Raw genomic sequence first — 19,304 nt, 5'->3', positions numbered from 1 at the left:
GCGCTCAGTGGCGACGGGCATAGGCCTTGAGCAGGCTGGGCACATCCAGAATGAGGGCGATGCCGCCGTCGCTGGTGATGGTGGCGCCAGCCATGCCGGGGGTTCCTTGCAGCAGGTTGTCCAGGGGCTTTATCACCACCTCTTCCTGACCGATGAGGTTGTCTACCACGAAGCCGACCTGCTGGGTGCCGATCTGGACGATGACCACGTGGCCCTGGTCCTGGCGGGCCGTCTTGCCGGCACCGCGTACCAGCCACTTGTGCAGGTAGAACAGCGGAATCGCCTTGTCACGGACGATGATGGTGAGCTGGCCATCCACCACGTTGGCCTTTTTCAGATCCAGGTGGAAAATCTCATTCACGCAACCGAGGGGCAGGGCGAAGGTCTGTTGACCCACCTCCACCATCAGGGTCGGCAGAATGGCCAGGGTCAGGGGAACCTTGATCTCGAGACGGGTGCCCTTGCCCCAGGTGGAATCGATGTGCACCGAGCCATTGAGGCTGACGATGCTGGTCTTCACCACGTCCATGCCTACTCCACGGCCGGAGATGTCGGAGATCTCCGACTTGGTGGAGAAGCCGGGGGCGAAGATCAGGTTGTAGGCATCGTTGTCGCTCATGCGCGCCGCGCTGTCAGCATCGAGCACGCCACGGCTGATGGCGATGGACTTGAGCTTCTCCGGGTCCATCCCTGCGCCGTCATCCTCGATGCAGAGCAGAATGTGGTCCCCTTGCTGGGAGGCGCTCAGGGTGATGGTACCCTGACGGGGTTTGCCCGCTTTCTCGCGCACGTCCGGCATCTCGACGCCATGGTCGCAGGAGTTGCGCACCAGGTGAACCAGGGGGTCGGCCAGGGCCTCCACCAGGTTCTTGTCCAGATCCGTGTCCTCACCCACCATCACCAGCTCGATCTCCTTCTTGAGGGTACGAGCCAGGTCGCGCACCACACGCGGGAAGCGGCCGAATACTTTCTTGATAGGCTGCATGCGGGTCTTCATGACCGCGCCCTGCAGATCGGCGGTCACGACGTCGAGGTTCGCGACAGCCTTGGACATCTCTTCGTCATTGCTGGCGATGCCGAGGCTCACCAGGCGGTTTCTCACCAGCACCAGTTCACCCACCATGTTCATGATGACGTCCAGGGTCTTGGTATCCACCCGCACCGTGGTATCGCTCTGTACCGCGCTGCTCTCGGCGGGAGCGGCCTGCTTGGCAGGGGCGGCCTTGGCTGGCGTTGGGGGCTCTGCCGGCGCGGGTTTGGCGGCCACCGGCGCCTTGGGCGGCGTCACCGGGGCTGCGGGGGCAGCGGGTGCCGGAGCCTTGGGTTCGGGAGCGGGCGCAGGAGCAGATGCCAGACTGTGCTGGGGCCCCTGCCCACGGCCGTGCAGTTCATCCAGCAGGCGCTCGAACTCATCGTCGTCGATGAGCTCGTCCACCTCTTTCTGGACCGACTGCAAAGGTGCCAGATCGGGGGCACCACCGTGCTGGCCCTGACCATGGAGCTGGTCGAGCAGGGCTTCGAATTCGTCGTCTGTGATGTCACCTGAACCGCTCAGCACGGGGGCGGCTGAGACCGTCGGCGCTTTGCCGACACCGTGCAGCTCATCGAGCAGGCGTTCAAATTCGTCGGCGGAGATCTCGTCGATGGAGCCACCGCCATTGACGGCGACAGGCGCCACCTCGGCGATGACCTCGGGTTCTGGTGCGGGTTCGGGCTCAGGCTCGGGTGCTGGCTGGGCCGCCACGCTGGCGGTACGCAGCTGCTCCTGCCCTTCCGGCTTGCACAGCTCGTGCAGATCGTGCAGCAGATCGGGAGAAGCGGGGCTTATCTCTTCGCGGTTCTGGACCTGGGCAAACATGACGTTGATGGCATCCAGCGCCTGCAAGATGACATCCATCAGCTCGGCACTGAGGGTCCGCTTGCCGTTGCGCAGCATGTCGAACAGGTTCTCGGCACCGTGACAGACATCCACCAGTTCGGTGAGGGAGAGGAAGCCCGCTCCCCCCTTGACGGTGTGGAAGCCGCGGAAGATGGCGTTCAACAGGTTCTTGTCATCGGGCCGCTTTTCCAAGTCGACCAGTTGTTCAGACAACTGTTCCAATATTTCTGATGCTTCGACCAAAAAGTCTTGCAGTATGTCTTCATCAACTTCGAAGGCCATGCGTCACTCCATTAGAATCCCAGGCTAGACAGCAGATCGTCCACATCATCTTGACCATTGACCACATCTGAGCGGGTCTGCGGGTTCATGATGGGGCCTTCCGCTTCGATGCCGCTCACTGGCAGGCTACGTGCCGAATTGTCGCTAACGCCCTCACCGAACATGGTCAGCATCTCTATCAACTTCGTTTCAACTTCCTGCACCAGTTTGATCACCTTGCGGATCATCTGACCGGTCAGGTCCTGGAAATCCTGAGCCATCAGAATTTCCGTCAGCAGTTGTCGTAACTTATCGGCATCCGTCTCAGAAGCCTTAATAAAATCATTCAGTTGATGGCACAGCGCCTTGAATTGACCCAGCTCGAGATCCCGGCTCATCAGGGCATTCCAGTTGGGCATGACCAGCTGAATGTTGTCGTTGAGTCGATCGGCGATGGGAAGGCTTGCCTCGACCGCATCCATGGTGCGATTGGCCGCCTTGTCCGTCATGTCGATGACATAGCTCAGACGCTCCCGGGCATCCGGGATCTCATGGGTGGCCAGGTCGGGGATCCTGGGATCCAGGCGAAAATCCTGCAATGAGTTGTGCAATTGGCGGGTCAGCTGCCCCACCTTGTCAAACAGGGCCGCCGCATTGGGGGCACACACATCGGCGAGGATGGTATCGGCCTGTTCAAACTCTTCCCGCTCCAGGTGGGCAACCAGCATCCTTGCCTGGTCAAGCGAGATCATGGCACTCGTTTTGGCCTTCATCCCTGCCGCTCCTTAGCCGATACGTTCAAAGATTTTGTCGAGCTTCTCTTTGAGGGTGGCAGCGGTGAACGGCTTGACGATATAGCCATTGACCCCGGCCTGGGCGGCTTCGATGATCTGCTCGCGTTTGGCTTCGGCAGTCACCATCAGAACCGGCAGGTGCTTGAGCTTGTCGTCGAGGCGAATCGCCTTGAGCAGGTCGATGCCCTGCATGCCAGGCATGTTCCAGTCGGTGACCACGAACTGGAAGTCGCCATTTTTCAGCATCGGCAACGCCGTGTTGCCATCGTCTGCTTCATGGGTATTGTTGTATCCCAGGTCACGCAGCAAGTTCTTGATAATCCGGCGCATCGTTGAAAAGTCATCGACGATGAGGATTTTCATGTTCTTGTCCAAAGTTCCTCCTAAATAGCCGCCAAGACGGCTCACTTACATGATGCAGATCGCAGGTTTTATGGTGCGGATTATGCCTTAGAGTTGTGCTCCAGTGTAGCCAGTACAACCACTTATAAATTCCAATCTCGCAAACGGGCGCGCAGCCTGTGCATGGCCTGACTATGAATCTGGCTCACGCGAGACTCACTCACACTCAATACTTCACCGATCTCGCGCAGATTCAGCTCTTCATCGTAATAAAGGGAAAGCACCAGCGCCTCCCGCTCCGGCAGGCGGGCGATGTGCTCCGCCAGGGCCCCCTGGAAGCGCTCGGCCGCCAGATCGTCGAATCCTCCCTGACCGTTGCCTTCATCGGGATGACCGATGACATCCTCGCTGACGCCCAGATCCTCGATGCCGATGATCTTGCCGCAGGAGACATCCTGCAGCATGGCATGGTACTCCCCGAGGGACACCCCCATATTGGCGGCCACCTCGGTGTCTCTGGCATCCCGGCCATGGGCCTGCTCCACGTTCTCGATCGCTTCTGCGATGGCACGGCTGTTGCGGTGCACCGAGCGGGGCACCCAGTCTCCGCGGCGGATCTCGTCGAGCATGGCACCACGGATGCGGATGCCGGCATAGGTTTCAAAGCTGGCGCCCTTGCTGCCGTCAAAGTTGCGGGAAGCTTCGAGCAGCCCAATCATACCTGCCTGGATCAGGTCATCCAGCAAGACACTGCTTGGCAGGCGAGCCAATAAATGCTGGGCAATCCGCTTGACCAGCGGAGCGTGTCGCTCGACCAGCACGTAGGAATCCTGATGACGCAAGTATGCTTGGGCTTTATTCACGGGAGTCTTCCTGTGTTATGACCGGCTTTTGCAACAAGTTTTCCAGGAAAAATTCGAGGTGGCCGCCCGGCTGATTCGGGATGGGCCAGCTCGCCGCCTTGTTCGCCAGAGCACGAAATGCCAGGGCGGCAGGGGATTTTGGAAACGCCTCAACTATCAGTTTCTGCTTGCGCACCGCGGCCCGCAGGTTGGTGTCGTAAGGCACGCAGGCCACCAGCTCCAGGGAGGTATCCAGGAAGCGGTCGGTGACCCGGGTCAGCTTGGCGAACAACTCCTGCCCCTCGCGCAGGGAGCGGACCATGTTGGCCACCACCTTGAAGCGGAACACACCGTGATCCTTGGAGAGGATCTTGATGAGCGCGTAGGCATCCGTGATGGAGGTGGGTTCATCGCACACCACCACCATGATGTCCTGGGCGGCACGGGTGAAACTCAGCACCATGTCGGAAATCCCCGCCGCCGTGTCCACCAGCAACACGTCCACCTGGGTCTTCATCTCGCTGAAGGCGCGGATGAGCTCGGCATGTTGTACCGGGGAGAGCTCGACCATGGACTGAGTGCCCGAGGTGGCCGGCACTATCATCATGCCGTAGGGCCCCTCGACGATGATGTCGTCTATGGTGCACTCCCCGGCCAGCACATGGGAGAGGTTGCGATGCACCCTCAGCCCCAGCATGACGTCGACGTTGGCCAGACCAAGGTCGGCGTCCAGCACCAACACACGCTTGCCCTGGGCGGCCATGGCTCCCGCCACGTTCAGGGTCACGTTGGTCTTGCCGACGCCCCCCTTGCCTCCGGACACGGCGATCACTTTCACTCGATTGTTTTGACGCATTTTGCGCAGACCACTCGCCTGATCCATATACATGTTACTCATAAAACTCCGAATCTTCGGATTCGCCAAAACCCGATCCCCAGAAATAGGGATCTTCTGCTTCCCGTTCCAGCGACCCCATGGCGGCACCGACCAGCAGCGCCGCGTTGGCAACTTGAATATCTTCCGGCACCCGTTGCCCGTCGGTGATGTAACTGATGGGCAGGGCGTTTTGAATGCACACGTTGATCACTTCGCCCAGATTCAGGCTCTCGTCGAGCTTGGTCAGAATGCAGCCGGAGAGCGGGATGCGCCGGAAGTGATCCACCGCCTCCTGCATCACCCGTCGCTGGGAGGTGGCCGACATGACCAGATAACTGCGGATGCGCACCTTGGCATTCTTTACCAGGGTGTCGAGCTGTTCGGTCAGGCGGATATCCCGCTGACCCACCCCGGCGGTGTCGATGAGCACCAGCCGGCGATGGCGGAACTGATAGAGGGCACTGGCCAGCTCTTCGGCGTCCCGCACCTGACGCACCGGGCAACCCATGATGCGACCATAGGTCTGCAGCTGTTCGTGGGCCCCGATCCGGTAGTTGTCCGTGGTAATGAGCGCCACCTGCTCGGCGCCATACTTCATGGCAAAGCGGGCCGCCAGCTTGGCGATGGTGGTAGTCTTGCCCACCCCGGTCGGTCCGAGCAGGGCCACCGCCCCCCCCTGACGCAGGATCTCGTCCTCGCTGATCTTGAGCTGGGCCGTCAGCACCTCGGCCAGCTGGGCCATGGCTTGATGGATCGGCATGTCTTCGGGGATGAGGCCCGCCAGCTGATCGGCGAAGGCGTCGTCGAACCCCATCTTCTTGAGTTCCTTGATGAGCAGGGCGCGCATGGGTTCGCGGCGCTCCACCTCCTGCCACATCAGGCCGGAGATCTGGTGCTCCAGCAGCTTGCGGATGCTGGCCATCTCCTTGCGCATCCCCTCCATCTCCTGATCCCGCTGGGCGGACTGGGCCTGGCGCGGGGCGGCGGCAGGACGGGCCTTGGGCTTGGCGGGCTCGGGAGCGGCGCCCCACTGGCCCTGTTCGGCCAGGGTTCTGGGAGCACTGGCCGCGCCCGCCAGTCCGGCGGACTGGGTGCCGGCAGCGCCATTGGCGGGCCAGGAGGCCGAGGCTGGCTGACCGTTACCTCCGTTGCCAGACCATGATCCCGGTGCGGCATTGCCACCCGCCGGGTTGGCCGGATTGAGCTTCTGCTGGCGTGCCAGCAGGGCCGCCAGGGTATCGGCGTAGTATTCGTTCTGTTCCTTGGGTGGCGCCGACCTCGTCATCTGCTTGCCCGCAGACGAGATATTGACGCTCTCTTCATTCAACTGACGGCGAACCGGCGCGTCTTTGGGCCCCGGTACCTGGGATTGATAATCGACGGCCGCGACTATCTCCACCCCACCGGTGACCTTTTTGTTGGACATGATGACGGCATCGGGTCCGAGAGTCTCCTTGACCTCGGCCAGCGCCGTGCGCATGTCTTTGGCAAAAAACCGCTTAATCTTCACCCGTCATCTCCGCTAACTAGCCCTGTCCCACCGCACTGACGATGCGGATCTGCTTGTCGTCAGGCACTTCCTGATAGGACAGCACGCGTAATCCAGGAATGGCATTCTTGACAAATTTCGCCAGGGTATTGCGCAATATCCCCGATGTCAGAAGCACGGCCGGCTGGCCTTCCAGTTCTTGTCGTTGAGTGGCTTCCACCAGGGAGCGTTGCATCCGCTCCGCCAGTCCCGGTTCGATACCGGCGCCATCTCCCCCACCTGCTTGCAGGGATTGATGCAATATACGTTCCAGTTCTGGTGACAAGGTGATCACCGGCAGCTCGGGTTCGGGGCCGGCAATCTCCTGCACAATCAATCTGCGCAGGGCGATCCGGCAGGCTGCGGTCAGCACTTCCGGGTCCGGGCTGCGGGGCGCATATTCCACGAGGGTCTGCAGGATAGTGCGCATATCGCGAATTGGCACGCCTTCATTGAGTAAATTCTGCAATACCTTCACCAGGTTGCCCATGCTGATCACCTCGGGAACCAGTCCTTCCACCAGCTTGCTCTGATGCTTCCCTATCATGTCGAGCAGTTGTTGCACCTCGTCATGACCCAGCAGCAGCGCCGCATGGTTGGAGAGGATCTGGCTCAGGTGGGTAGCCACCACGGTGGCCGCATCGACCACGGTGTAGCCAAGGGTCTGGGCCTGGGAGACCTGCTCCTTGGCGACCCAGACCGCCTCCAGCCCGAACGCCGGGTCCTGGGTAGCGATACCGTGGATCTGGCCGAACACCTGCCCCGGGTTGATGGCCATCTCCTTGTCGTGATAGACGGTGGCTTCCCCCGTGCTCACGCCCATCAGGGTGATGCGGTACTGGTTGGGGGCAAGATCCAGGTTGTCGCGAATGTGGACGGCAGGCACCAGAAAGCCCAGCTCCTGGGAGAGCTTCTTGCGCACCCCCTTGATCCGGTTGAGCAGCTCGCCCCCCTGATTCTTGTCCACCAGAGGTATCAACTGATAACCCACCTCCAGGCCGATGATGTCCACCGGCATGACGTCGTCCCAGCTGAGATCCTTCTGCTCCACCGGGGCATCCCCCTGGGCCGGCATGAGTTCGCCGCTCGCCGCCTTCGCCTTGTTCTGCTTCTCGCGGCGCAGCAGCCACCATGCGCCCGCCGCCGCCACCGCCCCCAGGCTCAGGAAAGCCAGGTGCGGCATGCCGGGTACGCTGCCCATCATCAGCAGGATGCCGGCGGAGATCACCAGCGCCTTGGGATTTTCGAACAGTTGGCCGAGTACCGCTGTCCCCATGTCCTGGTCGGTATTCTGACGGGTAACGATGATGGCCGCGGCAATGGAGAGCAGGAGCGAGGGGATCTGGGCGACCAGACCGTCACCGATGGCGAGCAGGGTATAGACCTGGGCCGCTTCGCCGAAGGTGAGCTGGTGCTGCATCATGCCGATGATGAAGCCGCCGATGATGTTGATGAAGAGGATCATGATGCCGGCGATGGCATCCCCCTTCACGAATTTGGAGGCACCGTCCATGGAGCCATAGAAGTCCGCTTCCTGAGTCACGTCCTGACGGCGCTTCTTGGCCTCTTCCTGGTTGATGAGACCGGCGTTCAGGTCCGCATCGATGGCCATCTGCTTGCCGGGCATGGCGTCAAGGGTGAAGCGGGCGCTCACCTCGGAGATCCGGCCCGCACCCTTGGTGACCACCACGAAGTTGATGATCACCAAGATCATGAAGACGATGATGCCCACGGCATAGTTGCCGCCGATCACCACGTTGCCGAACGCCTCGATCACATGGCCTGCCGCCGCGCTGCCGTTGTGGCCTTCCAGCAACACCACCCGGGTGGAGGCAACGTTGAGGGCGAGCCGCAGCAGGGTGGCAATCAGCAAGACGGTGGGAAAGGCGGCAAATTCCAGGGGGCGGCGGGTATAGACCGCCACCAGCAGCACCACGATGGAGAGGGCGATGTTGAAGGAGAAGAGGATATCCAGCATCAGGGGCGGAATGGGGAGTACCACCATCCCCAGAGAGGCCAATACCAGCAGCGGCGTCCCTACCCCTCTGCTGAGCAGCCACTTGTACTCTTTGAAACGGCCCAGTCCCGCTTTGAATCCCATCGTGCATCTCAATGATAAACTGCCAATAGCGGATTAAAGCAAATATCAAGCCAAGGATTCAATATATTGATTTATATGGTTTTTATTTTAACGCTGTCAGAAGTCCGTCGTTGGCGTCACGGGGAATGGTGACAGGGGGGAAGCTGCCTTCACCAAGCAGGCCAAAGGCCAGCCCAGGCCATGGGGCGAGGCGACGCGCCTCGACAGGGAGATGCGGCCTTGTTTGCGACACAAGGGAGAGATCGGATGGTGGGGCTATCCCACCGCTTTATTTGCGAAACACGGGGGGCACAAGGGAGAGCACCCGGGATCAGGCTGCCTCCACTGCGTTATTTGCGAAACTCGGGGGGAATGGGCAGATCCGTGGCGATGGGGGTCGGGCGCCGGCCGCGGCCACGGCGGAACTTCTTGAGCTGATAGACATAGGCCAGCACCTGGGCGACGGCGGCGAAGAGCCCCTCCGGGATCTCCTGGCCAATCTCGGTGGCGTGGTAAAGGGCCCGGGTGAGCGGCGGGGAGGACATGACGGGGATGTCGTATTCGCGCCCGATCTCCCGGATCTTCATCGCCACCTCGTCGACCCCCTTGGCCAGTACCTTGGGCGCCGCCCCCGGCTTGCCCGCATCGTATTTGAGCGCCACCGAGTAGTGGGTCGGGTTGGTGATGATCACATCGGCCTTGGGGACATCCCCCATCATGCGGCGCATGGCCATCTGCATCTGCAACTGGCGTATCCGCCCCTTGACCTCGGGCTTGCCTTCGCTGTCCTTGAACTCGTCCTTGATCTCCTGCTTGGTCATCTTGAGCTGGCGATTGTGGTTCCAGCTCTGGAACGGCACATCGATGGCGACAATGGGGATCAGGGCGCAGCAGAGGATGATCAGCATCCAGAGCAGCAGGTCCAGGGCATCGACGATGCCGCCGGGAAAGCCCTCAAGAGAGAGATTCAGCAGATGGTTGAACTGGCTCGACAGCATCCACCAGGCGAACAGACTGATAAACACCACTTTTGCGATGGATTTGACAAGTTCCACCAGAGATTGCACCCCGAACATCCTTTTGATGCCGCTCAGGGGGCTCAGCTTGCTCCACTTGGGCAACATGGCCTCGGAGGAGAAGTTCATCCCGCCGAGCAGGGTGTTGCCGACGAAGGCGGCGATGATCACCAGCATGAACAGCAGCCCCAGAGGCTGGATCAGCTCCCCCAGCAGGGCAGGCACCATGGCCCCCATGGCATTGGGGTCGAATGCCTGATCCCGGTCCAGGGTAAAGCCCATGGTGAGCACCTTGATCATGGCCCCTGCCAGACTCTCCTTGATCATCAGGAGGCCAAACACGGTCGCCAGCAGGACGCTGGCGGTACCCAGCTCCTTGGAACGTGCAATCTGCCCTTTTTCCCGGGCTTGTTGCAGTCGTTTGCCCGTGGGTTGTTCTGTGCGTTCCTGATCGGTATCAGCCATGCTGGCCTCCTGCCGGCATCAGCCGACTGGCGGCCCGCCAGACTGGCAGCAAAAGGGCCGCAACCCGGAGGGCCTCAGTCATGCTGGCCCCCGAAGCACTGGACGTTGATGAGCTCGCAGCTGGTCTCCTGCACCCGCTCCCAGAGCGCGTCGAAGTGCCCCATGAAGCCACCGATGGTGAGCCAGAGGATGAAGAGCCCCGACATCATGCTGACCGCAAAGCCGATGCTGAAGATGTTGAGCTGGGGGGCCGCACGGGTCATCACCCCGAACGCGAAGTTGATCAGCAGCAGGGCGATGATGGCCGAGAGCGCCATCACCAGAGAAGCCTGATACATGACCCCGAGAAAGCTCACCAGGCTGCGGATGGCAGGCAGGGTGAGCCCGCTGTCAGATACCGGCAGGGTTTCGAAACTCAGCACCACCATGCGCAGCATCAGCAGGTGGCCGTCCACCGCGAGAAACACCAGAGTCGCCAGCATCAGGTAGAACTGGCCCACCACGGGAGCCGACTGGCCGTTCATGGGATCCACCAGGGTGGCAAAGCCCAGGCTGGTCTGCATGGCGATGACCTGACCCGCCATCACGAAGGTCTCCAGCAGGAACTGGGTCATGAGGCCGAGCGCGATGCCGATGAGCAGTTGCTGCCCCAGCACCAGGAAGCTGCCGAGAGAGAAGAGCTCGATCTTCGGCATCGGGGGCAGCAGGGGGGCGATGATGAGGGTGATCGCCAGCGCCAGGCCGATACGGATATGGGCGGGGGCGAGCCGGCTGCCGAAGACCGCCATCACCATCAGGAGACTGCTCACCCGGGCCAGGGGCCAGAGGATGGAGGAGAGCCACTCCATGATGAGCGCCGTGGTGTAGGTCATGACAGCAACACTCCCGGCAGGGGCAAGCCAACGGGAGGACGCAGGCACCGGTCTGCCAGAGCGAAAGGGTGGCCCTTGGCTAGCATCAGCCCACCACCTCGGGGATCTGGCTCACCATCAGCTGGAAGAAGTCCATCAGACTCTGTAATCCCCAGTGAGCCCCCGCCCCCAAGGCCAGCAGGGTGACCACCAGACGGGGCAGGAAGCTCAAGGTCTGTTCGTTGATGGAGGTGGCGGCCTGGAAGATGGCGACCACCAACCCCACCATCAGGCTCGGCAGGATCACGGCGCACACCATGATGGTCACCAGCCAAAGCGCCTCGCGAAAGACGTCGACGAAGGTTTCAGGACTCATTGCTCGCTCCTTTTGATGGGTTTGCCCAGGGCCGCATCCTCCTGGCCTCCTCCTTCGAAAGAAAGAGAGGCCTCTTCGCTTCCTCCCCGAGTGAAGGGGAGAGCCGGGGGGAGGGTCTGCCCTCCCCTAACCACCCGAGCCCAGCCCGAAGCTGGTGGCCAGGGAACCCAGAATGAGGTTCCAGCCATCCACCATGACGAACAGCATCAGCTTGAACGGCAGGGAGACCAGCATGGGGGAGAGCATCATCATCCCCATGGCCATCAGGATACTGGCGACCACCAGATCGATGACCAGGAAAGGCAGAAACAACATGAAGCCTATCTGGAAAGCGGTCTTGAGCTCGCTGGTGACAAAGGCCGGGATCAGCACCCGTAGCGGCACGTCCGCAGGCTCGGCCACCTGCACGTTCGCTATCTCCATGAAAGTATTGAGATCCTTGACCCGGGTCTGGGCCAGCATGAACTGGTGAATGGGCAGCTCCGCCTTCTCCAGGGCCTCCTTGGCCCCGATGGTCTCGGCCAGATAGGGCTGCAACGCCTCGTTGTTGATGCGATCCAGCACCGGCGACATGATGAAAAACGACATGAAGAGGGCGATGCCGATCAGCACCTGGTTGGAGGGGCTCTGCTGCAGACCGATGGCCTGGCGCAGGATGCCGAGCACCACGATGATCCGGGTGAAGGAGGTCATCATGATCACCATGGCCGGCAGGAAGGAGAGCGCGGTCATCAACGCCAGCACCTGCAGGGTCAGGCTGTACTCCTGACTGCCATCCGCCATGGTCTTGACGGTGAGTGCCGACATGCCGTCCTGGGCCATCGCCAGGGGCGAGAGCACCAGGGAGAGCAGTGCCAGCCACCGGGTCCAGTTAACGTTTTTCATGCTTGCCCATCAGTTTGCCCAATTGCTCGGAGAACGCCTGGGGCTGGCTCTCGTCCAGCGGCTCCTCCAGGCGATAGAGGAAGTTGACCTGCTGCGGCGTCACCCCGACCAGCAGCTGCTGGCCGCCCACCTTGACCACCATCAGCTTCTCCTTGTAGCCAAGGGGCAGGGTGGCGATGACCTTCATCTGGCCCCCTCCCATCACCTGGGAAAGCTTGCTCTTCTTGAGCAGGAAGCCGAGCACCAGGATGAGGCCGATCACCATCAGGCTGGAGAGCAGCCAGGAGGTGAGGCTGGGGGGATTCGCCCCTACCCCCGGGTTGGCCAGGGCTGGCAGGGAAAACAGCCACAACGGGAGCACACGGATCATTTGAGCTTCTTGATCCTTTCAATCTGGCTGATGACGTCGGTGAGACGGATACCGAACTTGTCGTTCACCACCACCACCTCGCCGTGGGCGATCAGGGTGCCGTTGACCAGCACGTCCAGGGGTTCACCCGCCACCCGATCCAGCTCCACCACCGAGCCCTGGTTCAGTTGCAGCAGGTTGCGAATGCTGATCTGGCTGCGGCCCACTTCCATGGCGATGGTCACCGGGATGTCCAGAATGGTGTCCAGCTTGCGCCGCTCTTCGGCGCTGATGGGGGCTTCGTCCTTCAACTCCTCCAGGGGGGCAGGCTTGGCTTCGGCCGTGACCTGCTCCTCCAGTGCGGCCGCCCAGGCGTCAGCCATCAAATCCTGCTCGTCATCGGTTCCGCTCATCTTCAATTCCTCAGTGTTGCAACACCTCCCCCGAGGGGAGGATCAATCAGGGTGTTTGTCAGAGATGCTTCGCTCGAGCTCTTCCAGCTCGGCTTCGCCATCAATGCGCACGCCCCCGCGGGTCACCAGATGCATCTCTGTCTTGACCCCGTCAGGGCGCTTGATTTTGTCGGTGATCTTGAGCGCCACGTTCTCCTTGGTGCGCCCCATCTTGGCGTGGAAGGTGGGCAGATCCTCCACAAAGACCAGCAGGTTCTCCGGCATCTCCACCGGGATGATGTCCCCGGGTCTGAGCTCCATCAGCTCACGCAAGGAGAGCTCGGTCTCCAGCAGCTTGGCCTTGAGCTCCACCTTGACGTCCATGATCTCGTCGCGCAGGGCCTTGCTCCAGCGCACGTCGGTATCCCCCTTGTCGCTCTGCACCCCCGCATCCAGCAGTTCGCGGATGGGTTCCAGCATGGAGTAGGGCATGGCCACGTGGAAGTCGCCGCCGCCGCCGTCCAGCTCGATGTGGAAGGAGCTCACCACGATCACCTCGGTGGGGCTGACGATGTTCGCCATGGCCGGGTTCACTTCGGAGTCGAGGTATTCAAAGCCCACGTCCATCACCGGCGCCCAGGCATCTTTGTAGTCCTCGAACACCAGCTTGAGCAGCATCTGGATGATGCGCCGCTCGGTGGGGGTGAATTCCCGCCCCTCGATCTTGGCGTGGTAGCGGCCATCACCGCCAAAGAAGTTCTCCACCAGGATGAAGACGAGCCGCGCCTCCATGGTGATGAGCGCCGTCCCCTTGAGGGGGCGGAAACGCACCATGTTCAGGCTGGTGGGCACGAACAGGGTGTGGACATATTCGCCAAACTTGAGCATCTGCACGCCGTTGATGGAGACCTCGGCGGTGCGTCGCATCATGTTGAACAGGCTGATGCGCATGTGGCGGGCAAACCGTTCGTTCACCAGCTCCAGGGTCGGCATGCGGCCGCGGACGATGCGGTCCTGGGAGGAGAAGTCGAACTGGGCGATACCGGGATCCCCGGCTGATCCCAGCTCCTCCTCCTCGACATCGTCGACCCCGTGCAGCAGGGCATCAATCTCGTCCTGACTTAACAGATCGCTCACGCTTCACCTTTCATTGCATGACAAAGCCGGTAAACAGCACTTGTTCGATTACGGGAGAAGAGACCAGGTCGTTCAGCACCCGGCGGCACTCTTCCAGCGAATCCTGACGCAGCTTCTCCTTGCCCTCGAAGGTCATCAGCTGTTCGGCGGTCGCCGAGCTGAAGACCCGCAGCAAGGTGCCTTCGATCAGGGGAATGTTCTGTTTGGCCAGGGTTTCGTCGGCGGTACCGCGCACCATCAGCTGGATCTTGATCTGCACCAGCCGATCCCGCTGGCCTCCCGCCACGTTGAACACGAAGGGACGGGGCATGCCCACATAGAGCGAGGGCTGGGGCGTGTTCGCCTCAGGCTTGGCCTCGCTCTTTTCGGCGGCGGGCTCATCCCCACCGGCGAGCATGAACCAGGCGCCGGCGCCGCCCCCGCCAAGGAGCACGACGGCCAGGGCGACTATCATGATCAGCTTCTTTTTCTTGCCTGCCGCCGGATCCTTCAGCGTCAGTTCGTTATCGTCTGCCATCCCTTGTCCACCCTAGTCTCAAACTTGTTCGGTATCATAAACTTACTTAAGAATGCATCAAGCATAGAAATCGATTCCGGCATCGTTTGCCGATTCCACCAGCAGCGTGAGGTTGCGAGCGCTCCCCTCGGCCTCTCTGCCATCGCTGCCGCCGCCATTTCCCCCCTGTCGCCCCTGGTCACCGAAACCGGACTGACCCTGGGAGGATGACTGCCCCTGCTGCTGGAAGGCTTGCTGCTGCGCCTGTTGTTGCACCACGGTCTGGCCGAGCTGGATCCCCTGCCCTGCCAGCATGTCGCGCAGGCGCGGCATGGCCTGCTCCAGCATCTCACGGGTCTGGCCATGCTGCACCACGAAGTGCACGCTGGCCTGGCTGGAGGCATCCATCTGGATTTGGATCTTCATCTTGCCAAGCCCCAGGGGGTCTAGCTGGATCTCCGCCTGTTGCAGCTTGTCCGCCAGCATCAGGTTCACCTTGTGGTGCAGCTGCTCGGGGGCCTCAGGGGTCGCCAGCTTGAGGTGGGGCAGGCTCTGAGGTTCCCGTCTGACGGTCGACTCGGCCAGCGGTCGGTTCTCGCCGACCTGGCTCTGTGCCTGATGCAAAGGCTGGCTCCCCTCGGCGGGTTCACTGCCCTTGACCTCCATCCCCGACTGTTTGCCCAGCTCTTCGAGCCGGGACTTGTCCACCGCGGGCTTCACCGACACGGCAACGCCGGCGGCCACCACGGGGGCGCTCTCCATCTGGTCCAGGCCTGCCGAGAGGGCCGTCAGGGGAGCCTGTGCCCCCTGGGATTCATGACGAGCCAGGATCTGCGGCGCCACCTGCACGGGGGCCGTGTCCTCCGTCGTCACGGGCTGGCTGCTCCCTGCATTCACCGCAGGCTCGGCCCCTGCACGGGCTCCCTGCCCGCTCGCGGCCTCAGCCTGTCTGGCTTCACCGGCGACAGGGGCGTCCTTCTCTGCCCCTGCCGCAGTGGCTGGCGGGGCGGACTCCGGTGTGGCCACAGGGGCCGGCCCCTGCGCCACCGTCCGGATCACGCCATCGCCATAGGCGCTGGTGGCACGGGAAGCGGTTGCCCCCTGTCCGGCCGACGCCAGGGGATTGGTCACCTGTGCCTCTTGCGATGAGTCAGCCCGAGTGACAGTGGGAGCCTGGGCGCTTTCTCCTGCCACCACTTTGGCGAGCAGGGCAGCACGCTCCTGACCCGAGAGAGGGGGCTCGACCCCCTTGGCATCCGGCTCCGCTCCCTTGCCTGCCATCGGCTGGCGGGTCGCTCCGCCCTGGTCAGCCACGGCAGTGTCATCGGCCAAGGGGGGCTCTTCCGCCCCCAGCGGCAGAGCACCCTGACCGCTCGGCACGGCGCTGGCGCCTTGGGCCGCACCGGGAGCTGCTTTCGCTTTGTTCCCTTCCTGCTGACGCTCTGGCGCCATCTGCGGCAGGGAGGCGCTCCCCTCTGCCGCCTCCACGTCCTCTGCCATTCCCACCCCCTCTGCCATCCCAGAAGCAGCGGCGCCAGGCGGCAAGGGGTTGCCGTCCACAGGCGCCGCCGCCTCACCGGCCATGGCGGGCGATGTCGGGGGCACCACCAGGCTCACATCCTGGCGCAGGGAGGCTTGCAACTGTTGCAGGAAGTCGTCGGGAGGCAACTCCCCCTCGTCGTCCGCCCCCTTCAAGGAAGACGCAGACTCGGTGGCGGGCTCGTCAGACGCCAAAGATTTGGCAGCTGGGGCAAGCCCCTCCCGGGCGCCCTCGGCGGGGCCCTGGAGTGGTGGATTGCCCTGACTGGCTGGCGCCTTGCCCATCAGCTGGGCCATGGCCATGGCTTGCGAGAAGGCGGCCTTGCCCTCGCCTGACGGCTGCACGCCCCCTTCGCCCCCGACGGTGGGAGCCAGCAGGGTGGCGCTGCCATCGGCAGAAGGCGCCTGGGGGAGAGTGCTAATCAAGGGGGTCTGTATCATGCTGGGATCCCTGACGACGATTCGGTGACGGCCGCACGTGCGGTCATGGCTTGGCCCATCGGCCTCGCATGACCGGAAGAAAGCAAATTACAGGCCAGATTGGTGATAACGACGCAGGATGGCGTAGTCATCCAGCATCTTCTGCTCCTGGCGCTGGGCCTTCTGGCGCACCTTGTCCGCCTTCTTCTCCAGCAGCAGCTCGACCGCCTTGCGCCGCTGCTGGGCTTCGAGCCACTGGGTGCGGCACTCGGCCAGTGCCTCGCGCACCTGCAACACCCCTTGGTACTGCTGGGTCGCCGCGTTTTCGAGCTTATTGATGAAGGCGTGATACTGGCTGTTCTGCTGGGGGCTGATCCCCTGCAGACCGCGCTCCGTCCACTGCTGGTGGTAGATCTGGCGGTACTGGTTGAGGGCGTTTTGCTGATCCATGAACAGCTTGAGATCCTGCTGGGCCTTGGCCAGCGCCATGGCGGCCTGCTGTTCGGCCTCCTCCAGCCGACTCGCCAGCAACGTCAATCCTTTACTCATAAGGGCTCTCCACCGGTCAACGCATCAGGGGCATGGCCACCAGTTGCAGGGATTGCAGGCCTTCATCGTAGTGAATGACCTCGCGCATTTTCTGCTGCAAGAACTGATCCAGATAGGGTTTCTGGATGATGGCCCGGTCGATGCGCGGATCCGATCCCTGGCTATAGGCGCCGATGGTGATGAGATCCCGGTTCTGCTGGTAGAGGGAGTAGAACTGCTTGAAGGTGCGCGCCAGCTCCATGTGCTCCGGTGAGGTCACCATGGGCATGACCCGGCTGATGGATTTTTCGATGTCGATGGCCGGATAGTGGCCCGCATCCGCCAGCTCCCGCGCCAGCACGATGTGGCCATCGAGGATGGCCCGGGCCGCGTCGGCGATGGGATCCTGCAGATCGTCCCCCTCCGTCAGCACGGTGAAAAAGGCGGTGATGGAGCCCTGGCCGTCGCTGCCGTTGCCGGCCCGCTCCACCAGCGCCGGCAATTTGGCAAACACCGAGGGGGGATAGCCCTTGGTGGCCGGCGGCTCCCCCACCGCCAGTGCAATTTCCCGCTGTGCCTGGGCGTAGCGGGTGAGGGAGTCCATCAGCAGCAGCACGTTGAGCCCCTGCTCGCGGAAATACTCGGCGATGGCGAGCGCCGTCTCGCACCCCTTGAGGCGCATCAGTGGCGAGGCATCGGCAGGGGCGGCCACCACCACGGCGCGCTCGCGCCCCTCGGCGCCGAGGATCTCCTCGATGAACTCCTTCACCTCCCGGCCCCGCTCGCCGATGAGGCCCACCACGACGACATCCGCCACCGAGCCCCGGGTCATCATGCCAAGCAGCACGGATTTACCGACACCGGAGCCGGCGAACAGCCCCATGCGCTGACCCCGGCCCACGGTGAGCACGGCATTGATGGCCCGTACCCCCACGTCCATGGGTTGATGGATGGGGCGACGGGCCAGGGGATTGATGCGGTGCTGGGCGAACTGCACCGTCTGGGACGAGAGGATGGGGCCGAGCCCGTCCAGGGGCTGGCCGATGCCGTCGATGACCCGGCCAAGCAGACTCATGCCCACCGGAATGCCGTGATCTTCGGTGACGGGCACCACCCGGGCGCCGGGAATGACACCCTTGAGCTGCTCGCTCGGCATCAAGAACAGGCGATCCCCGGCAAACCCCACCACCTCGGCCTCCAGGGCCCCATCCTGGGTATCGATGCGGCACAGGGAACCGATGGCGGCGCGGCAGCCGATGGCTTCCAGGGTCAACCCCACAACCCGGGTGAGCTTGCCTGCCACCGGTGGTATGGGGGCCTGCTCGCGAACCCGGTAGCCTTTAAGCCGATCAAGAAGGGGTGCCGTCATGTCGCCTCCGACGATGAGTGCCTGATGATGCCGTCAGCAGGGCGCTGCACGACGGGTTCGAACCGGGCCATGGCTCAGCTCGCGTTGTCACGCAGGAAATTGCGCAGCAGTTGATCGATGCGCCCGGAGAGGGTGAGATCGATGCTGGAAAGCTCGGTGGCCAGTTGCAGATCGCCGGGGGAGAAGGTGGGCTCGCTTTGCAGCCGCCAGTGGCGCCTGGCGCACTCCTCGGCGCCAAAGGCGGCCTCTACCCGGGTCACGTCCTCCGGGTGCAGCATCAGGGTGACCCCCTGCTCGGCGGCAGGGAGCAGGGCCAACCCCTGCTTGAGGGCCTCCAGCAGCAGCGTGGGGGAGGTTTGCGCCTCATGGCGGATGAGGGCGCGGGCGAGCTGTTGTACCAGGGCGATGAGCTGCTGCTCCACCGCCTCGTCCATCTCGCCAAGGGGAGTGGCCAGGCGTGAGACCAGGGCTTGCCAGCGGGCTATCTCCAGCTCCACCTGCTCCCGCCCCATGGCGAGTCCCTCTTCCCTGCCCTGCACCAGCCCGGCCTGGTGGCCCTGCTGCAAGCCTTCGAGCTTGCCCTCTTCCAGCCCCTTGGCAAAACCGGCCTCGCGCCCATCGCGCATCCCCTCTTCCCAGGCGGCCTGACGAATCGCCTCCACCTCTTCGGCGGTGATGCTGGGGGCGGGTTCTTCGGGTTGTTCTTCCGGCAGGGCCGTATCGGCCTGCTCCTGACGATACCAGTCAGGAGCCAGCCCCAGGGCATTGGTCTCGACCTCGGCTTCGGTCTCCATCTCTGGCCAGCCCCAGGTCTCAATCTGCGCCGTGTCGGACTCGGGCCTCAGATAGCCGCGCAGTTTGCTGTTCTTGTCATTCAT

At 62.7% G+C, this 19,304-nt stretch carries 19 protein-coding genes; all 19 read right to left on the bottom strand.

The window, feature by feature from the left end; translation table 11 throughout:
• Window positions 1–4 precede the first annotated feature (4 nt).
• Complete coding sequence (locus AB5Y53_RS17360; RefSeq protein ID WP_368182687.1) at window positions 5–2,161, bottom strand: chemotaxis protein CheA; 2,157 nt, start codon at window positions 2,159–2,161, stop codon at window positions 5–7.
• 11 nt (window positions 2,162–2,172) lie between these two features.
• A complete protein-coding gene (locus AB5Y53_RS17355) occupies window positions 2,173–2,913 on the bottom strand; it encodes a protein phosphatase CheZ (protein ID WP_041212633.1) in 741 nt (246 codons plus the stop codon).
• Between the two features lie 12 nt (window positions 2,914–2,925).
• On the bottom strand, window positions 2,926–3,309 hold the full coding sequence (gene cheY, locus AB5Y53_RS17350; protein ID WP_010673934.1) for a chemotaxis response regulator CheY: 384 nt from the start codon (window positions 3,307–3,309) through the stop codon (window positions 2,926–2,928).
• A gap of 110 nt (window positions 3,310–3,419) precedes the next feature.
• Window positions 3,420–4,139 carry an RNA polymerase sigma factor FliA gene (locus AB5Y53_RS17345; RefSeq protein WP_029314170.1) on the bottom strand — a complete coding sequence of 240 codons (720 nt, stop codon included), beginning with the start codon at window positions 4,137–4,139 and terminating at the stop codon, window positions 3,420–3,422.
• Window positions 4,132–5,007 (bottom strand): MinD/ParA family protein, encoded by an 876-nt coding sequence (locus tag AB5Y53_RS17340; RefSeq protein WP_041212631.1) that lies wholly within the window; start codon window positions 5,005–5,007, stop codon window positions 4,132–4,134. The genes AB5Y53_RS17345 and AB5Y53_RS17340 overlap by 8 nt, the downstream gene beginning before the upstream one ends.
• Window position 5,008: 1 nt before the next feature.
• Window positions 5,009–6,505 (bottom strand): flagellar biosynthesis protein FlhF, encoded by a 1,497-nt coding sequence (gene flhF, locus AB5Y53_RS17335; RefSeq protein ID WP_041212630.1) that lies wholly within the window; start codon window positions 6,503–6,505, stop codon window positions 5,009–5,011.
• Between the two features lie 16 nt (window positions 6,506–6,521).
• Window positions 6,522–8,624, bottom strand: coding sequence for a flagellar biosynthesis protein FlhA (gene flhA, locus AB5Y53_RS17330; protein WP_010673930.1), 2,103 nt, complete (start codon window positions 8,622–8,624; stop codon window positions 6,522–6,524).
• 329 nt (window positions 8,625–8,953) lie between these two features.
• On the bottom strand, window positions 8,954–10,084 hold the full coding sequence (gene flhB / locus AB5Y53_RS17325) for a flagellar biosynthesis protein FlhB (RefSeq protein WP_010673929.1): 1,131 nt from the start codon (window positions 10,082–10,084) through the stop codon (window positions 8,954–8,956).
• Between the two features lie 74 nt (window positions 10,085–10,158).
• On the bottom strand, window positions 10,159–10,956 hold the full coding sequence (gene fliR, locus AB5Y53_RS17320) for a flagellar biosynthetic protein FliR (RefSeq protein ID WP_010673928.1): 798 nt from the start codon (window positions 10,954–10,956) through the stop codon (window positions 10,159–10,161).
• Between the two features lie 85 nt (window positions 10,957–11,041).
• Window positions 11,042–11,311 (bottom strand): flagellar biosynthesis protein FliQ, encoded by a 270-nt coding sequence (fliQ, locus tag AB5Y53_RS17315; protein WP_010673927.1) that lies wholly within the window; start codon window positions 11,309–11,311, stop codon window positions 11,042–11,044.
• Window positions 11,312–11,437: 126 nt separating this feature from the next.
• Window positions 11,438–12,196 (bottom strand): flagellar type III secretion system pore protein FliP, encoded by a 759-nt coding sequence (gene fliP / locus AB5Y53_RS17310; protein WP_010673926.1) that lies wholly within the window; start codon window positions 12,194–12,196, stop codon window positions 11,438–11,440.
• Window positions 12,183–12,566 carry a flagellar biosynthetic protein FliO gene (gene fliO, locus AB5Y53_RS17305; protein ID WP_010673925.1) on the bottom strand — a complete coding sequence of 128 codons (384 nt, stop codon included), beginning with the start codon at window positions 12,564–12,566 and terminating at the stop codon, window positions 12,183–12,185. Before fliO ends, fliP begins: the two co-directional genes overlap by 14 nt.
• Window positions 12,563–12,958: a flagellar motor switch protein FliN gene (gene fliN, locus AB5Y53_RS17300; protein ID WP_010673924.1), complete on the bottom strand. Its 396-nt coding sequence runs from the start codon at window positions 12,956–12,958 to the stop codon at window positions 12,563–12,565. The genes fliO and fliN overlap by 4 nt, the downstream gene beginning before the upstream one ends.
• A gap of 42 nt (window positions 12,959–13,000) precedes the next feature.
• Entirely contained in the window at window positions 13,001–14,074 is a 1,074-nt protein-coding gene (gene fliM / locus AB5Y53_RS17295; RefSeq protein WP_041212627.1) for a flagellar motor switch protein FliM, read from the bottom strand.
• Between the two features lie 10 nt (window positions 14,075–14,084).
• A complete protein-coding gene (gene fliL / locus AB5Y53_RS17290; protein ID WP_010673922.1) occupies window positions 14,085–14,591 on the bottom strand; it encodes a flagellar basal body-associated protein FliL in 507 nt (168 codons plus the stop codon).
• 57 nt (window positions 14,592–14,648) lie between these two features.
• Window positions 14,649–16,550, bottom strand: coding sequence for a flagellar hook-length control protein FliK (locus AB5Y53_RS17285; RefSeq protein ID WP_368182685.1), 1,902 nt, complete (start codon window positions 16,548–16,550; stop codon window positions 14,649–14,651).
• 87 nt (window positions 16,551–16,637) lie between these two features.
• On the bottom strand, window positions 16,638–17,078 hold the full coding sequence (gene fliJ / locus AB5Y53_RS17280) for a flagellar export protein FliJ (RefSeq protein ID WP_039039911.1): 441 nt from the start codon (window positions 17,076–17,078) through the stop codon (window positions 16,638–16,640).
• A gap of 16 nt (window positions 17,079–17,094) precedes the next feature.
• A complete protein-coding gene (gene fliI, locus AB5Y53_RS17275) occupies window positions 17,095–18,426 on the bottom strand; it encodes a flagellar protein export ATPase FliI (RefSeq protein WP_029314163.1) in 1,332 nt (443 codons plus the stop codon).
• 74 nt (window positions 18,427–18,500) lie between these two features.
• Entirely contained in the window at window positions 18,501–19,304 is an 804-nt protein-coding gene (gene fliH, locus AB5Y53_RS17270; RefSeq protein WP_368182682.1) for a flagellar assembly protein FliH, read from the bottom strand.

The sequence above is a fragment of the Aeromonas sp. R7-5 genome (assembly GCF_040908015.1).
Lineage (GTDB): Bacteria > Pseudomonadota > Gammaproteobacteria > Enterobacterales > Aeromonadaceae > Aeromonas > Aeromonas caviae.
Note: the sequence above shows the minus strand (reverse complement) of the source record. Positions and strands in the feature narration are given on the sequence as shown.